Origin of the sequence: Amaricoccus sp. W119, from assembly GCF_047275745.1 — a bacterium.
Lineage (GTDB): Bacteria > Pseudomonadota > Alphaproteobacteria > Rhodobacterales > Rhodobacteraceae > Amaricoccus.
The window spans coordinates 1-871 of record NZ_JBKQWU010000196.1 but is presented as its reverse complement, the minus strand read 5'-3'; the positions used below and the strand labels follow the sequence as shown (position 1 = coordinate 871).

Here is an 871-nt window from a genome sequence, read left to right as displayed (position 1 = left end):
TCAGAATCTTCACCATCTGGCGGTCGCCGTCGTCACTGCCGCGCAGGCGGCCGCGCAACCGTTCCAGCGAGGGCGGGAGCGCGAGCTGCTTGAATGGCGCTCCATTCCTCAGCGCACCGGGTTTCTTCGCCAGTACAGGCACATAGTGCCAAGGATCATAGACGGTCTGCTCGCGGCCGAACCGCCGAACATGCTCAGCGACGATATCGTCACCCTGACGGATGACGACGCGGTCGGCATAGGCCTGGACCTCGACCGGCCGCCCGAGAGCGCGCGCGGCCACCGAATACTTGTTGTAATCAAACCGCACGAGCAGCGTCTTCGAGACCGAGGCGGGAACGGCGTGGAAGCCGTCGAACGGAGCCGCCGGCAAGCGCATCAGCGCGGGCTTCTCCTCCTCGAACACGTCGGCGACGGTGCGATCCCGAAGCTCGGGATGCCGGTGGGCGCGGGCATGCTCCAGGCAGCGGTCGAGCAGCCAGGCGTTCAATTCCTCGTAGCTGGCGAAGCGGAGGCGGGGCGTGAAGAACCGCTCGCGGACCACGCCGACCTGGTTCTCGACCTGCCCCTTTTCCCAGCCCGCCGCCGGGGTACAGGCGACCGGCTCGACGAGATAGTGGTTGCAGAGCTGGAGGAAGCGGCGGTTGAACTTGCGTTCCTTGCCCAGGAACACCGCGTCCACCGCGGTCGTCATGTTATCATAGATCCCGCGCGTACAGGCGCCGCCGAAGAACGCGAAGGCGCGGGCATGGGCGTCGAATACCATCTCCTGGCTCTCGCGCGGATAGGCGTGCACGAAGAACATCCGGCTATGGCACAGCCGGACATGCGCCACCTTCACCGTCGTCGTCACGCCCGCGAGAACCACGAT

The 871-nt window shown here is 65.9% G+C and carries 1 protein-coding gene; it reads right to left on the bottom strand.

Features of this window, described 5'->3' with window-relative positions; translation table 11 throughout:
• A partial coding sequence (gene istA, locus ACLJK8_RS22955) for an IS21 family transposase (protein ID WP_413152702.1) occupies nucleotides 1-871 on the bottom strand: 871 nt, incomplete at both ends.